The organism is Nocardia stercoris, from assembly GCF_003696265.1.
GTDB classification, from domain to species: domain Bacteria; phylum Actinomycetota; class Actinomycetes; order Mycobacteriales; family Mycobacteriaceae; genus Nocardia; species Nocardia stercoris.
The window spans coordinates 594,886-613,345 of sequence record NZ_RFFH01000004.1; the positions used below are offsets into that span (position 1 = coordinate 594,886).

At 69.9% G+C, this 18,460-nt stretch carries 18 protein-coding genes and 1 pseudogene; 12 read left to right on the plus strand and 7 right to left on the minus strand.

Annotated elements, in window-relative coordinates; all coding sequences use genetic code 11:
• Window positions 1–50: 50 nt before the first annotated feature.
• On the plus strand, window positions 51–1,022 hold the full coding sequence (locus EBN03_RS13680; protein WP_122188426.1) for an alpha/beta hydrolase family protein: 972 nt from the start codon (window positions 51–53) through the stop codon (window positions 1,020–1,022).
• 317 nt (window positions 1,023–1,339) lie between these two features.
• Window positions 1,340–1,504: a hypothetical protein gene (locus EBN03_RS34105; protein WP_158675616.1), complete on the plus strand. Its 165-nt coding sequence runs from the start codon at window positions 1,340–1,342 to the stop codon at window positions 1,502–1,504.
• A 142-nt stretch (window positions 1,505–1,646) separates the two neighbouring features.
• On the opposite strand, the gene EBN03_RS13685 is transcribed toward EBN03_RS34105, so the two are convergent.
• From EBN03_RS13685 to EBN03_RS13710, 7 genes are all read right to left on the minus strand, one after another.
• On the minus strand, window positions 1,647–3,305 hold the full coding sequence (locus EBN03_RS13685; protein ID WP_199742757.1) for an alkaline phosphatase family protein: 1,659 nt from the start codon (window positions 3,303–3,305) through the stop codon (window positions 1,647–1,649).
• Window positions 3,306–3,556: 251 nt separating this feature from the next.
• On the minus strand, window positions 3,557–4,192 hold the full coding sequence (locus EBN03_RS13690; RefSeq protein WP_122188339.1) for a TetR/AcrR family transcriptional regulator: 636 nt from the start codon (window positions 4,190–4,192) through the stop codon (window positions 3,557–3,559).
• Window positions 4,193–4,316: 124 nt separating this feature from the next.
• Complete coding sequence (locus tag EBN03_RS13695; protein ID WP_122188340.1) at window positions 4,317–4,739, minus strand: hypothetical protein; 423 nt, start codon at window positions 4,737–4,739, stop codon at window positions 4,317–4,319.
• Entirely contained in the window at window positions 4,736–5,287 is a 552-nt protein-coding gene (locus tag EBN03_RS13700) for a hypothetical protein (protein ID WP_122188341.1), read from the minus strand. Before EBN03_RS13700 ends, EBN03_RS13695 begins: the two co-directional genes overlap by 4 nt.
• A gap of 34 nt (window positions 5,288–5,321) precedes the next feature.
• Entirely contained in the window at window positions 5,322–6,029 is a 708-nt protein-coding gene (locus tag EBN03_RS34545) for a hypothetical protein (protein WP_199742758.1), read from the minus strand.
• Window positions 6,030–6,160: 131 nt separating this feature from the next.
• Complete coding sequence (locus tag EBN03_RS34110) at window positions 6,161–6,337, minus strand: hypothetical protein (RefSeq protein WP_158675617.1); 177 nt, start codon at window positions 6,335–6,337, stop codon at window positions 6,161–6,163.
• Between the two features lie 411 nt (window positions 6,338–6,748).
• Window positions 6,749–7,315 carry a MerR family transcriptional regulator gene (locus EBN03_RS13710; RefSeq protein ID WP_233608358.1) on the minus strand — a complete coding sequence of 189 codons (567 nt, stop codon included), beginning with the start codon at window positions 7,313–7,315 and terminating at the stop codon, window positions 6,749–6,751.
• A 251-nt stretch (window positions 7,316–7,566) separates the two neighbouring features.
• Here EBN03_RS13710 and EBN03_RS13715 point away from each other — a divergent pair, with 251 nt between their 5' ends.
• The 10 genes and pseudogenes from EBN03_RS13715 to EBN03_RS34115 all read left to right on the plus strand — a co-directional run.
• On the plus strand, window positions 7,567–8,016 hold the full coding sequence (locus EBN03_RS13715) for a hypothetical protein (protein WP_122188343.1): 450 nt from the start codon (window positions 7,567–7,569) through the stop codon (window positions 8,014–8,016).
• A 49-nt stretch (window positions 8,017–8,065) separates the two neighbouring features.
• Complete coding sequence (locus tag EBN03_RS13720) at window positions 8,066–8,959, plus strand: ROK family protein (RefSeq protein ID WP_122188344.1); 894 nt, start codon at window positions 8,066–8,068, stop codon at window positions 8,957–8,959.
• Window positions 8,960–9,012: 53 nt separating this feature from the next.
• Window positions 9,013–10,044 (plus strand): GAF domain-containing protein, encoded by a 1,032-nt coding sequence (locus tag EBN03_RS13725; protein ID WP_147471575.1) that lies wholly within the window; start codon window positions 9,013–9,015, stop codon window positions 10,042–10,044.
• 128 nt (window positions 10,045–10,172) lie between these two features.
• Window positions 10,173–11,210: a conjugal transfer protein gene (locus EBN03_RS13730; protein ID WP_122188428.1), complete on the plus strand. Its 1,038-nt coding sequence runs from the start codon at window positions 10,173–10,175 to the stop codon at window positions 11,208–11,210.
• A 19-nt stretch (window positions 11,211–11,229) separates the two neighbouring features.
• Window positions 11,230–11,505, plus strand: coding sequence for a hypothetical protein (locus EBN03_RS13735; protein WP_199742759.1), 276 nt, complete (start codon window positions 11,230–11,232; stop codon window positions 11,503–11,505).
• Entirely contained in the window at window positions 11,502–11,984 is a 483-nt protein-coding gene (locus EBN03_RS13740) for a hypothetical protein (RefSeq protein ID WP_199742760.1), read from the plus strand. Before EBN03_RS13735 ends, EBN03_RS13740 begins: the two co-directional genes overlap by 4 nt.
• Window positions 11,984–14,506: an ATP-binding protein gene (locus EBN03_RS13745; protein ID WP_122188346.1), complete on the plus strand. Its 2,523-nt coding sequence runs from the start codon at window positions 11,984–11,986 to the stop codon at window positions 14,504–14,506. Before EBN03_RS13740 ends, EBN03_RS13745 begins: the two co-directional genes overlap by 1 nt.
• Window positions 14,503–17,124 carry a hypothetical protein gene (locus EBN03_RS13750; protein WP_122188347.1) on the plus strand — a complete coding sequence of 874 codons (2,622 nt, stop codon included), beginning with the start codon at window positions 14,503–14,505 and terminating at the stop codon, window positions 17,122–17,124. The genes EBN03_RS13745 and EBN03_RS13750 overlap by 4 nt, the downstream gene beginning before the upstream one ends.
• Window positions 17,125–17,133: 9 nt before the next feature.
• Complete coding sequence (locus EBN03_RS13755) at window positions 17,134–18,084, plus strand: hypothetical protein (protein ID WP_122188348.1); 951 nt, start codon at window positions 17,134–17,136, stop codon at window positions 18,082–18,084.
• A pseudogene (locus tag EBN03_RS34115) lies at window positions 18,081–18,460 on the plus strand (hypothetical protein); the annotation flags it as partial. The gene EBN03_RS13755 and the pseudogene EBN03_RS34115, both read left to right, overlap by 4 nt.

The following is an 18,460-nucleotide window of genomic DNA, read 5'->3' on the forward strand; positions in this document are numbered from 1 at the left end:
TGCGGCCGGTCGACCGCCACCGGCTGCCCGTGCGTGCGAGGATGCGCGACATGGGTGGCCGGTGGCGTTTACGGGTGGTCGGTGCGGTCGCGAGCGTGCTCGCGGCGACAGTGGTTGCGGCACCGGCGGTTTCGAGCGCACCGCCCGACGGCGTGGTGGTGCGCCCGGTGACGTTGACCGTGGACGGCGAGACCGCCACCGGCCGGGTGTACGAGCCCGAGGGTGACGTGCGGGGGCTCATCGTCGCCGTGCACGGTCACGACGGCAGCGCGAGCGACTTCCCCGAGTACCTCACCTCGATCGTCCGGCAGACCGGTGCCGCCCTGGTCACCATGGATCAGCGGTCCGACACCGGAACCTGGAGGACCGGGGAGTGGAACGTGTGGGCGGGCTGGCGCGACACCGTCGCGGCCACCCAGTGGTATCGCGGCGAGCATCCCGGCATCGGGCCGACCGTGCTGTGGGGCTGGAGTCAGGGCGGTGTGACCAGCGGGCTGGCCGCCGCGTACGCCCCGCCCGGCACCTACGACTACTGGGTCGACACCTTCGGGCACGCCGGCGACGTCACCGCCTGGCTCGAATCCGGGCTCGGCGGACCGAGATTGCGGCCGGAGATCGAACGGGACGCGGGAAACTGCACCCCGCTCACCTGTCTGCGGTCGTATCTGGACCGGTCACCGGTGCTCATGACCGATCGCATGGACGTGCGGCGCGCGATCCTGTTGCACGGCACCGCCGATCCGATCGTGCCCTACACCCAGTCGCTGGAGATGCGCGCCTCGCTCACGCTGTCGGGGCATCCGGTGTCGATGTACACCGTGGTCAGCGGCCGTGATCTGGCGGGCAACGTGGTGCCCGGCGACCACGGCATCAATCCGGTGTTCTTCGAATCCGGTTGTGTGGTCCAGCGGTTGCTGCTCGGCAGTGAGCCGCTGGGCAGCGACCACGACTACCTGGTCGATGTGGCGGCCGGGGTGAACACCGCGCCGCCCGCGCCGCCGAACGCGAAGTGCGCGGCCTGAGCCGGTCGCGGTAGTAGACAGGAATTCAACACCTCGTAACCGGAATTCAGGTTGTGTGGGGTTCGAATTTCCCTGCGTGGCCTTTTCGGTATGCTGAAGAAGTTCCGTTTCCGCCTGCCGGAAATCGCGAACGGAAATGATAGCGACAAGGGCGTTACCATGATTCGGGCTACCCGGCGTCCTTTTCGGAATAAGCGCAGGTCGCTGAATTCCCGAGGTGTTCGTGGTCGCATTGCCGGGTCCACGACTATTGGACCGTCGGCCGCGGAGCCGATTGACTGAATCCGACACAGAACATCGTTATCCAGGGAGTTCTCATGGGTTCCAGCGCCGACTTTCTCAGTACTCTGCTCGCCGACACGTTCCTGAAGATCGCCGCCGGCAGCGGCAGCACCGGGGTCACCACCACGCCCGCGCCGGTCACCACGACGCCGCCGGCTGTGACCGGGACCACCCCGGCCACCGGTCTGAGCGCCTACTGACCGCTCGGTCCACACCGACGGCCCGTCGATCGATCCGATCGGCGGGCCGTCGGCGTTCCGACCGGTATCGCGAATGCCGAAGGGGCGCTCCGGATTCGGAGCGCCCCTCCGGGTCGTGCGGCGGGCCGGTGGGCCCGCGGGATCACTTCGCCAGGTTCGGCAGCACGTTCACGCCGTTGCCCTTGGCGGCGTCCAGCTTCTGGGGGTTCTCGTCCAGCAGCTTCAGGATGGTCGGCGCGATCTGGGTGGTCTGGACGTCGTCGTTGAAGACACCCTTCTTGGCGCCGGGGCCGGCGATGACCAGCGCGACGTCGCGGTCGGCCGGGTTGGCGCCACCGTGCTCGGCGATCTTGCCGTGGCCGCCGGTGAACACGGTGCCGACCTGCGCGACACCGACCAGGTCGGGGTGCTTGCCGTCGTCGGCCGGCGCACCGAAGTACGCGGCGGCGTCGGCGCCGGCGTGGATCTCGGTCAGACCCGACTTGGTGTACGGCTTGGCGGCGCCGGCGATGTCGTTACCGGTGCCGTTGTTCGCCAGCAGCCACTGCTTGGCGAAGTCGGCGGCGGCCTGCGAACGGTCGTTGAACCACAGCAGCATGGCGTCGTCGTCCACGCTGAACGCGACCAGCGGCGCGGTGGCCTCGGGGTGGGCGGCGGCCCAGGCCTTGTTCAGGCCGTCGATGATCGGGCCGTCGTCGATGCGGGTCAGGTCGCTCGGCTTGGTGGGCGACTGGCCGTGCTTGGCCGACACGATGATGGTGGTGTTCTTGTCCTCGCCCTTGGCCTTCAGCTCGGCGACCAGCTTGCCCAGCTGGGCGTCGACGGAGTCCAACGCGCCCTTCAGCAGCGGGCCGGGGGTCACGCCGTCGGCCTGGTAGCCGCCGGTCATGCTGTCGGAGGTGGGCAGCTTCTGCGCGACCGACACCGACTGGAAGTTCATGCCGAAGACGGCGGGCTCACCGACCTGCTTGGTGCCGCTGTGGTCCTTGCCGTCGATCTCGTTCAGTACGGCCTGGACCTTGTAACCGTCGTACTGCTGGGTGTACTTCTCGTCCTTGGTCCAGTCCGAGCCGTCACCCTTGGGCGAGAGGGAGTTGATCTCCGGGGTGAACAGGTCGTCGATCGCGTCGCCGTTGCGGCCCTCGAGGATCGAGTAGGCGGCGTGCTTGTCGGACCACGCGGTCAGCCGGCCGGCCTGGTGCAGGACGTCGAAGACCGAGTTCACGGCCAGTTCCTGGCTCGGGTAGATCGGCTTGCAGGTGGCCGGGTCGACCGGCATGGCGGCCGGGTTCAGTACCGCGGCGGGCTTGCCGGTCATCTGGAGGATGCTGCCGGGCAGGCCGGCCAGGCCCTGGCCCGCGTCGAGGGCGTTCTGGTCGATGTCCATGGACTCGGTCATCGAGACCTCACCGCCGGGTGCGGTGCCGCTGCAGTCGGTGGTGCCGGCCGGGAAGACGTTGTGGTTCCAGGTGTCGTCGTAGTAGACGCCGGTCCGGCCGGCGGTGGCGCCGGTGAACTGCGCGATCATGCCGGGGAACGAGTCCGACGGGTTGGTGGTGTGCGCGTGGGTGTACTGCGCGCCGTTGCCGGCCAGGTCGGCCAGCGTCGACTTCGGGTTGTTGGCGACGTACCAGGCCAGGTCGGACTGGTGCAGGCCGTCCACCGAGATCAGCAGTACGTGGTCGCTGTCGTTCTTCTGGCCGTTGTTGTTGCCGGGGTCGGCGCCGGCGATACCGGTCGCGGTCGCGGCGACGGCGACGGCACCGGCGGCGGCGGCCAAGCGCATGTTCTTGCGGGACACGAATCCTCCTCATCGCACGGTGCGACGTCTCCGCACCGCAGCTGGGCTATTCGTAGTGACCGAATGTGTCCGGGGTATCGACCGAATTCCGAATAGGTGGTAAACGGTAATATCGGATCGGTTGAACAGTGGCTGTGAACCGTGGTGCGGCAGTTTTGGGCAAATGACCAGGTGTGTCGCACGGCCGTAACGGACGACCAGCGGTTCGCCATTACCGGAGATGGCCGGAATTCAATGCTGAGAGCGTGTTTTCAGGCGTCCCGATATACCGCGGTGGTGAGCCAGCGATGCACCACCGGCCGCAGATCGGCGATACCGGCGGCGGTGCCTGCCCGGAGTCCGAGGGTGCTGCGATTGCCGTGCAGGCGATCGAAGAGCAGGCCCTCCAGCAGACTGATCAGATCCTGCGCCGCCTGAGCGGGATCGCCGGCACCCAGCCCGGCCAGCAGCTCGGTCGCGGCAGGCACCGAGAACAGGCAGCCGGCCAGCGCGGGGCGCACGGTCTCGTCCACGGCGCTGTCGGCCGCCAGCGCGTACCGGGCCAGCGCGTCGCTGCGGCGGGGGCCGAGCAGTTCGTCCAGATAGGCGGAGATGAAGTCGGCGGCGGCATCCAACGGCGCGGACGCCGCGGCCGACGGCGGCACCGGTGCGGAGTCCAGCGCCGCACGGGACCGGGCCGCGAGGCGAGTCACCGTGGCCTGCAACAGATCCCGGCGAGTGCGGTAGTAGTACGAGGTGGAGCCGCGGGCGATCCCGAGCCGGTCGTCGACCCCGTGATGGGTCACCGCCCGATTACCGCCCGCCGCGGCGAGTTCCACCGCGGCATCGCAGATGGCCTCCCGGCGGTCCTGCCGGGCCGGTGCGGATCCGGCTGTACTGCTGGTCATCTGGTCCGGCCTCCTGTGCGTCGCGGCACGAGTATCTCGCGGCTGTCCGGCGGGGCCGGAAACGGGTGTGGCACCCCGCGGAACACAACGGGGTGCCACACCGGCGTGGTCGAATTCGTGCCGACTAGAACGCGGATCCGGACGGGATCAGGCTCGTGGCCGAGCCGGTACCGCCGGGCGGGGTCACCGGCGTACACGGGTCGACCGTGACCGTGGTCTGCTTGCTGGTCAGCAGCTGCGCGCCCACCAGCGTGTGGGTGCCCGCGGTGGCCGGGGTCCAGGTGAAGGTCACCGAGGTCGCCAGGATCCCCGGGGTCTTCTGGTCGACCTGGGTGCCGTCGACGCTCAGCGTGACCGGGATCAGGCTGGTGATCGGGTCGACGTCGACCTGCACCGTGAACGGGGTGTTCACACAGCTCTTCGAGCTGCTCGGCATCACCGCGATACCGAGCACCACCGCGCTCGCGCTCGGCGCGGTGAGCGCCGCCACCGCGCCCAGCACGCCGAATGTGGTCAGGCCGAGACCGGTTCGGGCCGCGAGCCTCATCCGAGCGCCGATCCGCTGGGCAGCGCCGAGGACAGGCCGCTGAGGATGCCGCCCAGAATGCCGCTCGCCGAACCGGTGTCCGACGGGGTGCCGGTGGTCGTGGTGGCGCCCGAGGTGGTGGTGACCGGCGCCGTTGTGGTGGTGGTCGGCGGCACGGTGGTCGTGGTGGTCGGGGGCACCGTGGTGGTGGTGCAGGAGCCGACCGTGACGGTGCCGACGGTGGTGTTGATCAGGTCCTGGTTCACGACCAGCGTGTGGTTGCCGACCGTGGCCGGCGTCCAGTTGAACGTGGTGGACGTGGCGAAGAAGCCGGGGACCTGCGACACCGCGTTGCCGCCGTTGTCGGTGAACTTGACCGGCAGCAGGTCGGAGGTCAGATCGACGTTGACCTTGAGCGCGTAGGTGTGGCCGACGCAGTACGGGCCGGCGGCCAGGTTCGTGCTGAGCACGAAGGCGTTGGCGGCGGGAGCGGTGACGATGGACGCGGCACCCGCGGCGACGGCGCCCAGTACGGTGACGCCGAGCGCGGAACGCTTGGTGAGTTTCATTGTGCTGGTTCTACTTTCGCGATGTCGGGCCGGATCAGTGGCCGGCGCTGAGTGCGCTCATCAGACCGGAGAGGATGTCGCCGTTGGACGAGCCCAGGCCGCCGCCGGACGGCGGAGTGGTGACCGTGGTGGTGGTGACCGGAACCGTGGTGGTGACCGGAACCGTCGTGGTCGTGGTCGTGGTCGGCGGCACGGTGGTCGTGGTGGTCGGATCCGTGGTGGTGGTCGGCGGGACCGTGGTCGTGGTCGTCGGCGGCACCGTCGTGGTGGTGGTCGGCGGCACGGTGGTCGTGGTCGTCGGGGGCACCGTGGTCGTGGTGGGCGGGACCGTGGTGGTGGTCGGGGGGACCGTGGTCGTGGTGGTCGGCGGCACCGTGGTGGTGGTGCAGGAACCGACGGTCACGGTCGCGACGGTGGTGTTGATCAGGTCCTGGTTGACCACCAGGGTGTGCGATCCGGTGGTGGTCGGGGTCCAGTTGAACGTGGTCGAGGTGGCGAACACACCGGGGACCTGGCTCGCGAGCTGAACCCCGTTGTCCTTGAACAGCACCGGGAGCAGATCGGAGGTCAGGTCGACGTTCACCTTGACCTGGTAGGTGTGGCCGGTGCAGTACGGGCCGGCGCTCAGGCTGGTGCTGAGCACGAAGGCGTTGGCGGCGGGGGCGGCGGCGATGGACGCGGCGCCCGCGGCGATGGCGCCCAGAGCTGTGACGCCGAGGGCGGAACGCTTGGTGAGGTGCATGGGGGTGGATCTCCTACTGGGTGGAACGGTCCGGCGGCCGGAACGGAGACGGCAGCCGGATCTGTTGTGCTACTTGCGAATCGGACATCTTCGGCGATCGGATGGGGTCGCCTGGACTTCGCGGGAGCCGATCACCGTGCCCTGGTCGTCGAGATCGGGCGGGCGTGCGGTGCGGCAGGGGTGGCGCCGGCGACGCGGTGGTGCCGGGGTGAGGTGGGGGCGACCGCGGCGGTGACCGCGTCCGTCGCCGGGGCGGCGTCGAGGATGCCCGGTGCAGGACCGATCGAGGCGCTGCGCAGGGTGGTCATGACTGGAGCTACTTCTCTCTCGCGGGGGCCTCGTCGCCGAGTGGTCTGAAACGTTAGTGCTTCATCGGCGGAATGTAGCCCGTTTCGCGGAAGTGACACAACCGTGATTCGGACAATCGTCCAGGTCAGCGCGGGTGCCACGGGTGCGTCGCCGCCGGGCAAGTACCTGTTACCAGCGGTTCTGTCGTGTTCGTGCGCCTTTGTGTCGCGTTCGGTCCTTCCCGCCCGGACACGGTGCGCGGGATGCTCGGGTTTCGGCCATCTCCACCGGGTTCGGACCCGACGGAGTTCGCCGTGACCGCCCGATCGACCGTCGACGCGAGAAACGAGGTGTGCATGCCCGCCCCGGAACCCGGACGAGTTACGTCGCCGGGTCGAGACCGTCGTGGGGGAGCAGTGCGGGCCGAGCGCTCAGCGCTCGGTGCCGGTGGTCGCGGTGCCGCCGTATTCGGCCAGCGCCCGGTCGACCAGTTCGGCGACCGCGCGGGTCGCGATCACGCGGGTCAGATCGACGTCGGCGCCTGCGGGCGCCGGGTGGCGGAACAGCGCGGCCGCGTGGTGGCGGGCCAGCGCGTCGCACTCGGTGCGCAGTTCGTCGATCACCGCGTGGGCCTCGGCCTCGCCCGCGCCGAGCTCGACCAGGCGGGCGGCCAGATCGCCGCAGCGCGGATTCGGGTCGGGCGCGGTGGCCGGCTCGGCGGGCGGGGCGGCGACGCCCAGCAGCTGGGCCAGCCCGTCGCCGCGGTCCCAGGCGTCGAGCAGTTCGCGAATGCCGTTGAGTTTCATGCCCCGGCTGAGCAGGCGCTGGATCGTCTGCAGCCGGTCGATGTGATCGGTGCCGTAATACCCGGTGCGCCCGCGCACGTCGGGCGGCGGCAGCAATCCGCGTTCGTGGTACACGCGAACACTGCGCACGGTGGAGCCTGCGGCGCGGGCCAGTTCGTCGATCGTGTACTCGTCCGCCACTTTCACCGTCACCGTCCTCCATGAGATGAAGCCAGGGCAGCACGTTGTTTAACGTGCCGTTATACAACGATGCATCAAGGATGCCTCCGCGGTCAACGGTACGTTACATAGCGGCAAGGTGCTTGCTCTGGGAAGAGTGACGGTTTACGCTCGGTTCAGCAGCCGAAATCGGCTGCCTACCAGGGTCTGTGGAGCAGCCCTGACGACCGCCCGAAACAGTGGGCGCGCGGCAGTCGCGTGTCCTGGCACTTCCGGAGACGGCCATGAATATCACCCGCATTTCTGCCATCGGCAGTACTTCCACCGAGTCCGCAACCGGCGCAACGGGTTCGGCGAAATCTGTGCGTCCGCCGTGCGCGGACGCCCCGCACGACTGGGATCTCGACGTCGGCACGCCCGAATCGTGGCGTACCGCGGTGGCCACCTGCGCCGCCTGTCCGCTGCTGGTCGGATGTGCCGAGCTGGCACGGCAACTCATCGCCGACAGCGACGCGCCACGCGCCATGATCTGGGCGGGGATCGCCTACGACGCCGCGGGGCGGGTGGTCGAGGACCTCGACCGGGTCCGCGTCGCCCCGATCGACCACAAGCGGCCCATCCGGATCATCCGCACCGGCGAGCGGCAGGTCTGCGCCGCGCCGGTCGCCGCCGCGCCGCGCCGCCATTTCGTCCTGGGCAGGCCACTGGCGCCGACGGGCACGGACGGGTTCTGACCGTGAACATGAATCCTTACGTGAACAGCGGTGTGGTAGTAGGACTTCCATGACTGCACTGGCACTGGAGATCAGCCCGTCCGGCTTCGCCGCCGGACGGCCCGACGAAGACAACGACGACGATTCCGACATTCGGCGGGTCCCGATCCTCGCCCGGGACCCGTGGGACGACTGCCGGAAACTGTTGCTGGAGGTCGCCGGTGGTCGCGATGTGACCACGGTGGGCATCGGCTGCGCCGGGCCCATCGACATGGGTGCGGGAGTTGTTGCCCCGCCCGATATCGCCAGGTGGCGTACCGGTTTCGAGATCGTGTCGGCCACCAAGGGCTTGTTCCCGCGCGCCACGGTGCTGCTCGCGCTCGACGGAGTGTGCGCCGCGCTCGCGGAACGGGCCTTCGGGGCCACGGCCGAGGTGATGGACTCCCTGGTGCTGACGCTGGGGGATCGGATCGCCGGCGGTGCCACCGCCGGCGGTTTCGCGATGGTCGGCCGCACCGGCAACGCCGGCAATATCGGGCACCTGCTGGTTCCGGGATTCGACGAGCCGTGCGACTGCGGCGGCCGCGGCTGTCTGGAGGCGGTGGCTGGTGGCCGGTCGGTCGTGCGCTGGGCGCGGCAACAGGGCTGGGGCGGGCAGTCGGTGATCGAGCTGGCGGCCGCCGCGGCGGCGGGTGACGAGCCTGCGGTGGCAGCGGCCCGGCGGGCCGGAACGGCTCTCGGCCTGGCGATCTCGTCGGCCGCCGCCCTGCTGGACGTCGATCTGGTGGTGCTCGGCGGCCCGCTGTCCGAGGCCGGTCCCGCACTGTGGCGGCCGCTCGGCGATGCGGTCGCGGCGCACGCCCGGCTGGGCAGTCTCACCGGCCTGCGTGTGGTGCCGTCGCCCCTGGGGCAGATGTCTGTCCTGGCGGGTGCCGGTCTGCTGGCTATGCGGGCAACCGGATGAGCCGTTGTTCGACGGCACGTAGATCGGGTGGGTGACGGTATGCAGGTGAACCGGTGACAGTGAGCCCGGAGCCGGATCTACCCTGGCTGACCTTCGAAACGCTTGCGCCGCAGACCATGTCGGTGGTCTCGGTCGGCGTGGCGGCCCGGGACTTCGCCGGCTGGCAGCGGGTACTGCAGCGTCAGCTGGCGAAGACGCCGGCGCTGTACGACGGGACGAGTACGGCGACCATCGCCGAACTGCTGTCGTCGGTGCACCAGCGTGCCGAAAGCATCGACCGGATCATCGGAACCCGTTCGGGCCCGCACCGCATCGTGGCGCGGCCCGTCTTCGGGCCCACCGCCGACGTGCACGCCGTGCAGTTGTGGCTGGGTCCGGCGGCCGGTGGGCCGCCGGACCCGCCCGCCGCGGTCGGGGCCGTGTGGGATCTGGCCTCGCAGACCATGTCGGTCCCGGTCGGCAGCACCCGGCTGCCCGGCATCGCCGTGACCGACTACTCGCCGCGGATGTCGATCGCCGAACTGTTCCACCGCATCTCGGCCTTCGACCGGCACGCCGAGGTGCTCGACCTGCTCTACGACCCGCACCCCGAGGATCGGATCAGCTTCGACGCCACCGTGACCGATGGGCCCGGTCGCTGGCGGGTGTCCATTCGCGGTCGGCACGGCGCCGACGGCAGCCGCGGCGCCTGGTGCCTGATCGAGGACGTGACCCCGGCCGAGATGCCGGCGCAGTGGCCGGGACTGGAGTGGGTGGGCCTGCGCGAGGCGCACCGGCGGGCCGGAACTCACTTGGCGATCGTGCAACTCGAGCACGCCAATATCGCGCACTGGCTGACCGATCCGGCGCCGTGGATTCGCTGGGACCACCTCAATCGGCCCGCCGACGTGTTCCACGCCGACGATCGCGGGCGTCTGACCGAGCTCGCCGACAGTTTGCGCACCGTCGACACCGCCGGGGTCACGGTCCGCACCCTCAACGACAGCGGCGGGCACAGCCCGACCGCGATGGTGATCTACCCGTATCCGGGGTTCTCGAACCGGCCCTTGGCCATCGCCCAGTTCCTGCGCGTCGCCGACCGCTGAGCCGGTCTGGTTTTTCTCACCGCTGGGAACTCGCGGGAATCATGAAATCGCCCGGGATCTCTACCATTTCGAGTGTGCGGACAGTTGCCGGCGGGTCAGGGAATTCGGGCGAGGAATTACTTCGCCGGATGGTTGCCCGGCGCCGTCGGGACAACATTCTCGTCGGGGTGCTGGCCGTACTGGCGATTCTCGGCGGCGGTCACGCCGTCGCCGATTTCTTCTCCGGGCCGCCGCCCGGGCCGTCGGAGAACTCGACGCTCGGCATCGTCGGAAATGCCCAATTGGTGGGCTCTTTCGCCGAGACCTTCGTAACCTCCTACCTGGGCGCCACCAGCGGCCAACAGGAACGGATCGCCGACTTCGTCGGCGGCGCACAGCAACTCACGCTGCCCAGCTCTCCCCGGCAGGTGTCGGACCCGCAGGTCGTCTTCGCGACCCGGACCGACGGCAACTCCGCGGTCGAGGTCTGGGCGGTAACCGTATCGGTGCGGATCGCCAAGAGCGGCACCATGATCCCCGCCTCCAGCGCGGCCGGCACGAGCACCGCGGCCCCTCCCGGCGCCGGTACGACCACCACCGCCGCGCCCATTGCCGCCGACCTGCGCCAGTACTACCGGGTCGGTATCGACGTGGTCGGCGGCCGGCCGCGCGCCCTGGCCCCGCCCGCCCAGGTACCGCCGCCCGAACGCGGTTCCGACCTGTTGCTGGCCTATTCCGCGACCTGCCAGACCGATACACCGCTGGCACAGGTCGCCACCGGCTTCATGCAGGCCCTGCTGACCGGCTCGGCCGACATCGCCCGCTACACCACACCGGATTCCGGTATCACGGCACTGCGGCCCGCGCCGTTCACGACGGTCGACTCGGTGACGGTCGGCGCGGACGACAGCCACTGCGGTGCCAGCGGGGACAGTGCCCGAGTGCTGGTCTCGGTCAACGTGAAGGGCGACGCCGGTGGCGTGCCGACCCTGGCCTATCCCTTGGCGATGGTGCGCGCCGCCGGCAGCTGGCAGGTGCGCGCGATCGAATCCGTTCCGGCACTGCGGTATCCGATGACCGTGGTCACGGGCCAGAACTCCCGGAACGCCGTGGCGACCACCACCGCCCCGGTCACCTCGACGACGACGGCCGCTGCGGCCCAGATCCCGGCGCCCACTCAGCACTGACCCCGAGAAGGGACACCCCATGGGTACGAGCCTCTACAACATCCTCACCAACGTGATGTACGCGTTCCGGTACATCGGCCTGGCGATCCTCACCATCGCCAGCATGGCGATCCTGATCTCCGAGGCGGCCAAGAGCAAGCTGTCGCCCGGCAAGGTGCTGGCCGTCGCCGGGTCGGCGATCGTGGCCGCGGTGGTCTTCTGGATCCTGCCGACCATCGTCAGTGACGCCACCTCGGACTCCGGGCAGGTAGTCGGCAGCACCTCCGGGTGCGCCTATCAAGCGGTCTGCCGATGAGTGAGGTGATCAAGGTGTTCACCCCGGTCAAGCGGGTGCCCACCATGATCGGCAAGGCGCAGAACGGGCAGAAGCTGCCGTTCGGCCCCTACACCCTGCCGCAGGTCGCGGCCACCGCGGTGCTGCTCACGATCACCTCGGTCGGTGCGATGACGCTGCCGGCCAATCCGGCGGTCACCTTCATCGGCGGGGTGCTGGTCACCGCGCTGGTGGTGTTCGCGCTCGGTCTGGTGCCCTACACCGGGGTGCGGCTGTCGTCGCGGGTGTGGTGGGTCGGCCGGCTGCTGGTGAGCCGCAAGCCGGTCTCGGCGTCGGGGATGCCGGTCGGCGTCGAATCCGGCAACCGGACCTGGTTCGTCGAGGAAACGGTGGTGGTCCTGCTGCCCGACAGCGGTGACATCACGGCGCCCGCGGCGGCGCCACTGGGAGTACTGGATCGGATCGGCGGCGCGTTACGGGCCGCCGGAGGTGCGCACTGATGGCATTCGACCGAGATCTGCAGCCCACCGCGGCAATTCGCGGGAATCTGCAATTCACCCACGCGGGATTGGTCACCGCCACCTATTTCGTCGACCCGCTGGGCTACGGACTCCGCAAGGCCAGCGACAAGCACGACGTCAAGATGGCCCATCACTCGCTGATCTCCAACCTGCCCGACGGCTCGCTGCTGCTGGGAATCCAGGCCCGGCACAACACGATCGACGTGCTCAGCAAGATGGTGGAGGGCGTCGATCTCGACACCTGCGACGACTACGCCGCCGAGGTGGTCGCCGCCTACGAACGGGTCTGTGCGATCGCCCCGCAGACCCGGATCTTCCTGCTGTCCATCCCGGTCGGCTCCACGAACCCCACGATGTCGGCGATCGCGCGGCTGTGGCGCGGCGGCACCACGACCACCGACGCCGCGGCACTCTCGCGCGCCGAACTCGAGGGTTTCGAGCAGACGGCCGCGGAGATCCTGTCCCGTATCGGTGGCGACTTCGATCCGGTGCCGGTACCGGCCGCGCTGTTCCAGTGGCTGTGGGAGCACTATCTGTCGCGCGGCGCGGCCGGCGACCCGGTCGCCCCGACCCGGGTGGGCGCGCTGGACGACGCGACCGCGGCCGTATTCCGTTCCGCCGCACTGGACGAGGGGGCGCAGGCCGACCAAGGCCGCCGGCTTCGGCCGTCCTTCGTGCCCGTGATCAAGGTCGTGCAGCCGGATTTCGAGTTCCGGCCCTCGTATCAGTCCATGCTGACCCCGCATTCATTCCCCTACGCCGGCATGACCTTCCCGGGCGGCAGCGAATTCCTCACTGTCATAGACGGTTTGCCGGACGTGACCGTGGACTGGGGGATCCGGGTGTCCACCCGGTCCGCGGACGCGGTGCTCAAGAGCAACGAGACCAACCTGCGCCGGCTGGGCGAGCAGATGGACCAGCGCGACCAGGAGGTGTCGTTCGCGCAGAACACGCTGCTGTCCAAGGCGCAGATGCTCGGCGAGTACAACCAGCACTTCGAGGTCAACGGCGGCGAGTCGGAGGTCTCGTTCACCACGGTGATCGCGGTCGGCGGCGCGTCCCGCGAGCAGACCATGGACGCGGTGAACACGCTCAAGCGGCGCTACAAGCGGTTCCAGATCGAGCTCACCGCACCGCTGGGCGCGCAGGTCGACCTGTGGTCGATGCTCATTCCGGGTTCCGCCCCGCGCCGCGCCTACGACGATTTCGCGCATATCGTGCCGTCGGACATGTGGTCGGGTTTCGTGCCGTTCACCACCAGCCAGATCGGCGACGACAGCGGGCCGGTGATCGGGGTGAACCTGATGTCGGGTCATTTCGAGCCGATCCACTTCGGCATCATGGAGGCGGCGCTGCACGACCTGTCCGCCTCGTTCGCGGTGACCGGCGAACTCGGTTCGGGCAAGTCGTATTTCCTGAAACTGATCGCGGCCCTCGTGCACGACATGGGCGGCCAGTTCCTCGCCATCGACCGCAGTCAGGTCGGGGAGTGGGAGCATTTCGCGTCCGCCATCGACGACGCGGTGGTGATCGACCTGGCGAACCCGATCGTGTCGCTGGACCCGCTGCGCATGTTCGACCCGCGGATCGCGGGTGAGCGGGCGCTGGATTCGATTCTGCCGCTGCTGGATCTGTCGCCGACCTCGGGCGCCGGTGCGGCGGCGAGTGCCCTGCTCTCGCCGCGCGGTGTCGCCGAGTACGGGATCACGAGCATGCTGGACCTGATCACCGTGGTCCGGAAGCTGCGCGACGATCCGGCGGTCGGCGCCGACTGCGCCGACCTCGCGGCCCGGCTGGGCACGGTCGCCGACCGGATGCCGGTGCTGTTCGACCCCCGGCTGCCCACGCTGCGGCTGGACGCCGCCGCGACCGTGGTCCGCACCCATCAGCTGGCGCTGCCGACCGCTGAGGAACTCACCACCCCGCACCTGTACAGCCGGCTGCCGCTCACCAAGCGGCTGGGCACCGCGCTGTACGAGCTGGTGGGTGTGGCCGCGCGCGAGGCGTTCCTGGCCGACAACGGCCGGTTCGGTCTGCTGGTCGGGGACGAGGCGCACCACTTCACCCAGACCCAGGTGGGCGCCGCGGTCACCTCCGACTTCAGTCGCGACGGCCGAAAGCACTTGGCCGCCATCGGTTTGGCGTCGCACGACCCGGCCACCGACTTCCAGGGCGCGGCACACAACCTGATCCCGAACCGGTTCGTGTTCCGGCAGCGGGACGAGACCCTGGCTCGCAACAGCCTCGAGTGGCTCGGTGTCGATCTCACGGAAGCGCCGTTCCTGCTGCAGATTCTGCGCGAGGACACCTCGCCGCCGGTCGGGGCCGGACGACAGGTGCCCGAGGAGCGGCGCGGCGAGATGTTCATGCGGGACGCGCTGAACCGGATCGGCCGCGGCAAGGTGCTCGGCCCGGCCCGCGCCGACCGGGCGGCGGCGATCGGCTCCACGCCGGGCAGTACCGGCCGCGCGGTGGTGGCTCAGCGGCAGGTCCGGTCGTGACCGCGCCCGTGCTCGACGCACCGCGGGAAACCGCGGACCCGGCGCCGACACCGTCGGCGCACAGCGAAGTTCGGCTCTCGCCACTGGAATCCGGTGCGTGGCACTGGGATCTGGTGCGCTGGCGTCCGGCGGTCGTGGTGCTGCGCTGCCGCAGCTGGATTCGTGCGTCGCGGCGGCGGCGCGCGACGGTGTGGGTGACCGGACTGCTCTTCGTGTTCGTGGTGTTCCCCGGTCTGGTGGGCGCGGTGGCGACCGCCTCGGCCGGTGGCAGCGGCTCGTCGGTCAACTCGGGCCTGAGCTGGATGGACATCCGGGACTCGTCCGGTCTGACCCTGTCCAGCTATGTCTTCGCCACGAACAACGGCAGTGTGCTGCACCCGCTGACCGGCGGCAAGGCGCTGGTGCTGAACCTGGAGTTCGCCGGCTGGCTGGTCATCGTCACGACCGGGGTGTGGCTGATCGGCTACGTGCTCGGATTCCGCTGGATGGACCTGTTCGCGGCGCCCCTGCACGGCGTGGCCCAGTCGCTGACCGGGCAGCTCACCGTCCCGATCGTGCTGACCACGGCCGTCACGATCGGCGCCTTCTTCGTGGCCTGGTTCTGGCTGCGCGGATACCACGCCAAGGCGGCGGTCCAGGTCGCCACCATGTTCGGTGTCGTGGTGCTGGGCGGCGTGTTCCTGTCCGATCCGCTGGGTGACGTGCTGTCCTCCGACGGCTGGCTGGCCCAGGGCCGCGATCTGGGCATCTCGATCTCGGCCGGCCTCAACGGCGACAGCAATCCGCAACCCGACCGGCTGGTGGCGTCGATGCAGGCCCAGCTGGCCGACAACTTCGCCCGCCGTCCGCTGCAGGTGTGGAACTTCGGGCACGTGATCGACGACCAGCCCGCCTGCAAGGCCGCGTGGACGGCCGCCGAGGCCGCCGGCGACGACGACGGGGTGCGGGCCGCGGTCCACAACTGCGGTGACTCCGCGGCGTTCGCGGTGGCGAACAATCCCAGCGCGGGCCAGCTCGGGGCCGGAATTCTGTTGCTGGTGGCGGGAACTCTGCTGCTGGCGTTCGGCGCGGTGCTGGCGATCCGGATCGTCCGGTCGGCGCTGGACTCGATCTACTACGGCATCGCCGCCATCTTCGGTTTCGCCGCAGGCGGATACATCTACGGACCCACGCAGAACTTCCTGATCCGGTGCGTGGTGCACGCGTTCTTCTCCGCCGCGCGGATGACCGCCGAGATCACCTTTCTCGGCATCTACGTGCTGTTCCTGGGCGATCTGTTCGAGCAGGCCCGCGGGCAGGTGATGGCGGTCTTCGTGATCGGCGCGATCGTGGAGATCATCGCGATCGGGCAGTCGCGGAAACTGTCGAAGAGCCTCGAGCACGGCAACGAGTGGATCGCCAACCGGTTCGCGCTCGCCATCCAGAACGGCGGTGCGCGAGCGGTTTCCGGTTCCGGCGGTTCCGGCGGGTACGCGCTGGGCATGGGGCACGCGTCCGCCGCGCGCCACGGGCTGGGTTTCCTCGGCACGGTCGGCGCGATCAGCACCCTGAACTCCTCGCCGGCCACCGCGTGGCTCGCGGGCGGGATCCGCAGTCCGCTGAATCCCAACGCGGCCAAGGAGAAACGGTCGCTGCTCGCCCAGTGGACGATGTGGGGCCAGGACGGTTTCGGTGGCCCGACCGGCTGGTACGCGCAGTCGTACCTGCACCGCCGGGTCTACGGCGAGGCGGCCCGCGACGCCGCGAGAAAGGTCGGCGGCATCGGCACCGCGCGAGGTGCGGCGGCCGCCATCCAGGCCATGGTCGACGAGGGCGCCAGCCGCAGCGACTGGAACAACGGCCTGATGGAAGCCGGGTTCCTGGACGCGAAACTGCGTGCGGACGCGGTCGATTCGTGGGGTGTGGTGGCCGACAACGCCGACGACTACACCAGCGACGACAAGCGGCTGGGCTTCGCGCTGGCCGCCGTGAACCGGGTCCAGACCACGGTGTCGCGACTGACGAAGCCGGGATCGCTCGACGGCGACGAAGACAAGGCCGCCGCCGACCTGGCCACCCTGCAGGGGGCCGCGTTCCGCTATCGCCGGGCGCACGAGCGCGGAGTCACGCTCGACCACGGTGCCGCCGGCGGGCCCCAGCGCGAGTACCTCGACGCGTACATGCGCATGGACGAGACCTCACAGTCGCGAGAACGCTTGCAGGCGTTGATGAATGTCATGCACGGCGACAAGAGCAACCTGATCTCGGACGCGAGCGGGGTGTGGGCGCCGACGGTGGCGACGGACAGCAACGACTACGCGACCGCCGTCCATATGGCGACTCTGCGCAGTCTCGACATCGGCGAGCACGAAGCGTCGCGGATGTACTCCTGGATCGGCACCGAGCACGCACGCGAGTTCTACGAGGCCACCGAGGGCCTGCTGGAGAACGTGCAGAGCGGTGCCGCCCTCGACCGGGTGCGCGACGTCGCCTACAAAGCGCAGCAGACCGAGAGCTGGTCGACCGGGAAGAAGCCGTCGCCGTGGAAACGGATGTCGCCGCCGGCCGGCACCCCCAAGCCCGCCGACTACGGCGACAACCTGTCGGGCGTGGCGCAACGCATGCGCAGCCGGACGTGAGGCCGGCCGATGATCAAGCGATTGATCGTCCTGGCCGTGCTGCCGACCTGGCTGCTGGTGGGGCTGGGCCTGATCGGCAGTCTCGGAACGGTTTTGGCGGTCGTGGTGCTCGCGTTCGGGAGCTGGACGTCGTCGGTGTCGTCGGATCTGCACTATCAGTGTGAGAGCGCGGTCGGGCCGGAGGCGGGGGTGACGGTGACGTCGGAGCCGGAGTCGATCACCGCCCCGATGACATTCGGCGCGCCGGGTGTGCCAGGGGTGCCGGGGGTGGCAGCGGCCCCGCAGCCCACGGCCGAGACGCCGACCACCAACCCGTTCGCCGATCTCACGCTCGGGCCACAGGACACCGGCGTCTCGGATTGGCAGCGGGCCTGCCTGCAGGCCATGCGGACGGCGCCGTACCAGCAGCCGCCGCTGCGCTCGGCCGCCGCCGGCGCGATCGGCGAGTGCGCGCGGCAGCTCGCGCTGGCCCAGGTCGGCCGGCCGGCCGCGCCGGGAACGGTGGCGGGGGATCCGGCGGTGCTGCCGAGAACCGTTGTGTACCAGGCATCCGGCAGCGCGGTGACGGGGCAGTGCCTGGTGCAGGCGGCGAGCGTGCCGTCCGGCGGGATGCTGCCCGACGGCGTGCTGCCCGGTGTGGCAGTGCCCGACCCAGCGCTGAACTCGGCCGCCCAGGCAGGTGGGTCGGAATGTCCCGGCACCGCAACGAATTCGGTCTTAGTGCTGCCGAATACCGTTGCGGCGCAAAGCTTGTGTGGACAGCGTGTGGATCCTGCCGCGATGTCGCCCGGTGATCTGGTGTTCTGGGACTACCGCGGTTACGTGCCGACCCGGGCCGGAGTCGCGGTGGACGCGATCGAACTGGTCGGCACCGATCCGGACACCGGCACGACAGCGGTGTGGCGGCTGCCCACCGGACCGGACGTCCGGATCAAGCGAGTGCTGGCGGGTGCGGGATGAGTACGCCCCGAACCGAATCGTCCTCGGTGACACCGTGGACCGGCCGCGCCGCGCGCATCGTCGCGGCACCCGCCGAGGAGGACCAGGGCGGTGACGACGACGGCGAGGTGATCTTGGCCGACGGCCCCGTGCAGCCGGGAGTGTCGACCGGCGGCGGACCCGCGCAGCCGGGGGTGAACCCGCCGCCCGCGCAGCCGGGGGTCACTACCGGGCCCGGTGCGCCGCCGGCGCCGCCGGACTCCGGTCAGGATCACGCGGTGCCGGACAACGGTGGCGCCGCCGCGGTACCGGCGCCGCCGCCGAATGCCGCTGTGCCACAGGCGCCGAACAGCACCGCGGCCCCGCCCGCACCCGCGGCGCCGGCCACCCCCGCGGC